The organism is Siphonobacter sp. BAB-5405 (genome assembly GCF_002872335.1).
Taxonomy (GTDB): domain Bacteria; phylum Bacteroidota; class Bacteroidia; order Cytophagales; family Spirosomataceae; genus Siphonobacter.
Map to the genome: position 1 here is coordinate 1 of NZ_NJAG01000130.1, position 4,579 is coordinate 4,579.

The 4,579-nt window shown below is 52.1% G+C and carries 6 protein-coding genes; all 6 read left to right on the top strand.

What is annotated here, in order from left to right; all coding sequences use genetic code 11:
• Positions 1 to 958 (top strand): TonB-dependent receptor domain-containing protein (locus tag BWI97_RS27860; protein WP_369826680.1); only part of this gene is annotated, 958 nt, incomplete at its 5' end.
• A 74-nt stretch (positions 959 to 1,032) separates the two neighbouring features.
• Positions 1,033 to 1,383: a hypothetical protein gene (locus tag BWI97_RS26440; protein WP_102203437.1), complete on the top strand. Its 351-nt coding sequence runs from the start codon at positions 1,033 to 1,035 to the stop codon at positions 1,381 to 1,383.
• Positions 1,380 to 1,604, top strand: coding sequence for a TonB-dependent receptor (locus BWI97_RS26445; RefSeq protein ID WP_102203438.1), 225 nt, complete (start codon positions 1,380 to 1,382; stop codon positions 1,602 to 1,604). Before BWI97_RS26440 ends, BWI97_RS26445 begins: the two co-directional genes overlap by 4 nt.
• A gap of 7 nt (positions 1,605 to 1,611) precedes the next feature.
• Positions 1,612 to 1,926, top strand: a complete 315-nt coding sequence (locus BWI97_RS28175; RefSeq protein WP_199182124.1) for a hypothetical protein — start codon at positions 1,612 to 1,614, stop codon at positions 1,924 to 1,926.
• On the top strand, positions 1,889 to 3,292 hold the full coding sequence (locus BWI97_RS26450; protein WP_199182125.1) for a RagB/SusD family nutrient uptake outer membrane protein: 1,404 nt from the start codon (positions 1,889 to 1,891) through the stop codon (positions 3,290 to 3,292). Before BWI97_RS28175 ends, BWI97_RS26450 begins: the two co-directional genes overlap by 38 nt.
• 373 nt (positions 3,293 to 3,665) lie before the next feature.
• On the top strand, positions 3,666 to 4,412 hold the full coding sequence (locus tag BWI97_RS26455; RefSeq protein ID WP_146011072.1) for a DUF5013 domain-containing protein: 747 nt from the start codon (positions 3,666 to 3,668) through the stop codon (positions 4,410 to 4,412).
• Positions 4,413 to 4,579: the final 167 nt, after the last annotated feature.

Here is a 4,579-nt window from a genome sequence, read left to right on the forward strand (position 1 = left end):
CGCCCGCTTTTTCAACGGTGAGCGAACCACAACGGACGTAGCAACGGATATTGTGTCGATTGGCTCGTCGCCAACCAATCAGTACAGCTGGCAGCAGATCAATCTGACGGCTGGCTACAAACGGTCCTTTGGTAAACACGCCCTGAATGGCTCCCTCAATTATTTCCTGAGCGACTATATCGTAGACTGGAATTTGAATCAAAGTGGACCCAATACGGGCAATAACATTTTCTATCACTTCAAGAACGTAGGGGCTCAATTCCAGTACGCGTACGATTCCAAATACCTGCTGGCTTTGGCGGCGGGATACAGTGGTTCGGATAACTACGCTCCCGGTAATCGCTGGGCTCTGTACCCAGCCATTGCCTTGGGCTGGGTGGTATCGAAGGAATCATTCCTGGCCGAAAACAAGAACATTTCCTTTCTCAAAGTTCGGGCTTCGGCAGGACAGTCGGGTTTCGACGATTCCAACCAGGGTCGCTTCCTGTATCAACAATACTTTACGGGTAGCGGAACCTACTATACGGGCAACAATGGCCTGAACGGCAATGGTGGGCTGGTTCCTTCGTATGCCGCCAATGCCATGATCGGTGCCGAACGCAACACGGGGTATAACCTGGGAGTGGATCTGCAAGTATGGAATAAGCTTTCCTTTACCGTAGATGGATTTATCAACAACCGAAGCGGAATCGTTACGCAGGACAATACCTTACCGGCGTTGTTCGGAGCCAGTTCTCCCTACCGTAACCTGGGCAAAGTTTCCAATCGGGGTATTGAACTTTCACTCGGTTTCGCTGATCAGGCTGGCGAAGTGAAATACAACGTTAAGGCGATGGCCCTGTACGCCCGCAACCGAATCAGGGAAATGGGAGAAGTTCCTCCCTTGAATGCCTCATCGAGAACGGGGCAGCAGATCGGAACGCCCTTTGGATTAAAGGCCGATGGTTTTACGATGTAACGGATTTCAATGCCGATGGTACGTTAAAATCAGGCATTGCTCAGCCCGCCTTTGGCAACGTGCAACCCGGCGATTTGCGTTATCAGGATCGGGACGGCAATGGTCGGGTCGATCAGAACGATGCTGCACCGATCGGGTTTACCGCTCTTCCGGAATGGACCTACGCGTTTGAAGCCGGACTTTCGTATAAAAACCTCGACTTTTTCATTCTGTTTCAGGGAGCGGCTCATCGTACGATCAATTTACTTTCGGCTTCCGCTCAGTCCATTGCTTTCGTTAACAATACGAACGTATATCCCATCGCCGGAGAGGCCTGGGCTTATTACCCGGATCAGGGTATTGACACGAGAGCTACCGCTACGTATCCCCGACTCACCACGCGACGCCAATACCGAACAACTACCAGAATTCAACATTCTGGATGAAAAACGGGGATTTCCTCCGGGTTCGTAACATCGAGATCGGCTATACGCTACCAAATACCCTGCTGCGGAAGATCCACCTGGAAAACGTACGCGTGTTCGTAAACGCGACGAACCCCTTTACGTGGTCTCAGCTGAGCAAACACTATAACATGGACCCCGAAACGATCAATGGTTATCCGGGCCTGAAAACGTACAATACTGGCCTTACATTAAGCTTTTAAGGAACGCATGAAGATCTTATCTATCCTTCTTTCAATGGGAGTACTGGGGCTATTGACGGGTTGTCAGAAAGAATTTCTCGACACCCGCATCGATACGAACCAGACCGAGGAAACGCTTTCGTCTAACTACGCTACGCTGTTTTCCTACGCCAATGCTCCGTATACTTTTTTGAGAAACGAGTTTACCATGCTGGATAACAATCTGTTTTCACCGGTTTCCGATGAAACCGTGCAGACTACTCCAGGAAACTCGAATGTCCTGTTCTTCAATAACGGGAGCTGGAATGCGATCTCGAATCCGGATAATTACTACGCGGGCTAGTTACTCGGGCATCCGGGCAGCTAATTTCTTTCTGGAAAACTCCGCCAATTACAGAGCCCAGCTGGCAATCAACCGCGATACCATTTCGGTGAGTGGCAAAACCAATTACCGAAACGACGTGCTGAATATTGGCTGGTACCGGGCCGAAGCCCGCGTGCTCAGAGCCTGGTATTACGCAGAGCTGATTAAACGCTACGGAGGTGTGCCGCTGGTGACGCGTACGCTGGGTCTGCAGGACAATATCAACCTGCCCCGAGCCAGTTATGATGAAGTCGTTTCATTCATCGTCGGTGACCTGGACCGCTACAAAGACAGTCTGCAGGTAAACTGGAAAACGTCTTCGTTTACTAACAACGATGGCCGGGTCAGCAAAGGGATGGCTCTGGCACTCAAAGCCCGTACGTTACTCTACGCCGCCAGCCCGCTGAACAATCCGTCGGGTGACGTGGCCCGGTGGAGAGCAGCGGCAGCAGCGGCCAACGAGGTGCTGGTGTTTGCCGCCGGAGCGGGGCAGTACACCTTGGATAATAACTACCGCGATTACTTCCTGAGAAACAACACCCTGACCAGTGGCGAGACAATTTGGGCGATTCGTTATCCGGCAAGCAGTGATCCGGAACGCAGAAACTATCCGATTGCCACTGCCGGAGGTGCCAGTGGCCTTACGCCTACGCAGGATCTGGTAGAGGCCTATGAATACAAAGGCAAGCCCGACTCCCTCAATCCGTACGCTAACCGGGATCCCCGGCTGGGACTTAGTATCGTCACCAACAACAGTAGCTGGAATGGTCGAACCATCGATCAGTCGGCTGGCGGAACCGATGATCGGCGAAAAACCAACGCGAGCCGGACGGGCTACTACCTCAAAAAGTTTCTGGCCGATGGGCTGAATCTGGTACAAAACCAGACGGTTGTACATAACTGGCCGGTATTCAGGTTTGCCGATGTATTGCTGATGTACGCGGAAGCCATGAACGAGGCCTACGGGCCGGACAATGCCAATGGCTATACGCTCACCGCCCGCCAGGCTCTGAATCGGGTGCGAAGTCGTTCCGGTGTGGGCATGCCTGACGTGACCGTAACCAGCCCGGCCGATTTTCGTGCCGCTGTTCGGCGGGAGCGTCGGGTGGAATTAGCTTTTGAAAACCACCGCTACTGGGACTTGCTCCGCTGGAAACAGGCTGCTACGGTGCTCAATAGTCCCGTAAAGGGCATAGCGGTGAGTAAAACGGGTGGAAGCTTTATCTACACGCCCATCACCGTTGAAAACCGGGTATTCGATGCCAGCAAAATGTATCTGTATCCCATCCCGCAAGTCGAGATCAATAAATCTAATGGTGTTTTGAATCAAAATCCGGGCTGGTAAGACGCCGGAAGCCATTCATTCAATAACGTATGAAACTACTCTCCTCCATTCGCCTCGGGGTGCTTCTCTTTCTGATGAGCATGCTCTGCTCCTGTGAAAAAGAGAACCTGTATGACTATGGGATTTCAAAATTTWACATGCCTCAGGCCGTAAATCAATCCGGTGGTGTCAATATCAATTACACGGTTCCGGTTGGAACGGATTCCTCCACCTTCAACTACACCCTGGAGATTGAGCGGCAGCGACTCAATGTCATTCTCGGAGTCAGTCTCTCAGGCATGAACCTGCAAGCTATTCGGTTGACCTGCAGGTCGATACGGATACCATTCAGCGACTCATTGCCAACAAGACGCTGGATGCCAACACGATGCTCATGCCCGCTTCCATGTACACCCTACCGAAAAACATCCGGGTGGCGGCAGATAGTGTGTCCAAGACTTTTTACCTGACGCTGAACATCAATGAGTTAAAAAAGGCAGAGTATGCGGGTAAAAAGCTGGCTCTGGCGGTCGGTCTGGCGAATCCTTCGCCCTACGGGCTAAGTGCAACGGCCAGTAAAACGATTGTGATTGTGGACGTCGATGCACTGGTGATTGGACCAGCCATTGAAATCACCAGCAAATACCTTAAGAACTCGGGTAATCCCTTTGTCGCGTCAACCATGGATGCGGGAGGACGCTGGGGTACGCTGGCCGATTGGGTAGCCAACAGTGGGGCCATGAGTCACAACGGCATAGGCGGCTTCTCTAAGGATGGGGATGGTCCTTCCATGAATATGGAGTCCGGTTGGGGCTCGCCAGCTATTAAGAATGGAAAGATTTACCAGACCATCACCCTGCCCGCCGGTACCTATGCGTTCGATCCTTCGCCCTGGATCTGGCAGGGAACGAAAGATGTGTCGTACGTGGTCGTAGCACCTAACGCCAGTACTTTGCCGGACTATGCCAATATCGCCAGCAGCACATCGGTCTTATCGGCCACTTTCGATAAGCCAAGGGTTACGTTCAAACTGACCGCTACCACGCAGGTAACGGTGGGCGTTGTGGTCAACTATGTGCAGGATCAGCAGGGATTCAAAACGAAAGCTGTACACCTTTATTCGTACCCTAAACACTTGTAATATGATGCGACACAAGAGATTGCTTGTACTGGCCATGCTATTCGGTCTGGCTGCTCCGGTAGCAAAGGCACAAACGGGTCCGTCGGTCATTAAGCCGGGCGAGCGTTGGCTGGATAACCACGGCGAAATCATCAATGCTCACGGCGGAGGCCTGCTGTTGTCAACGA

Excerpts from the sequence above, each read along its gene's own strand:
- BWI97_RS26445 (WP_102203438.1), top strand. The coding sequence starts at position 1,380 with ATGAAAAACGGGGATTTCCTCCGGGTTCGTAACATCGAGATCGGCTAT.
- BWI97_RS26455 (WP_146011072.1), top strand. The coding sequence starts at position 3,666 with ATGCCCGCTTCCATGTACACCCTACCGAAAAACATCCGGGTGGCGGCA.
- BWI97_RS26450 (WP_199182125.1), top strand. The coding sequence starts at position 1,889 with ATGCGATCTCGAATCCGGATAATTACTACGCGGGCTAGTTACTCGGGC.
- BWI97_RS28175 (WP_199182124.1), top strand. The coding sequence starts at position 1,612 with ATGAAGATCTTATCTATCCTTCTTTCAATGGGAGTACTGGGGCTATTG.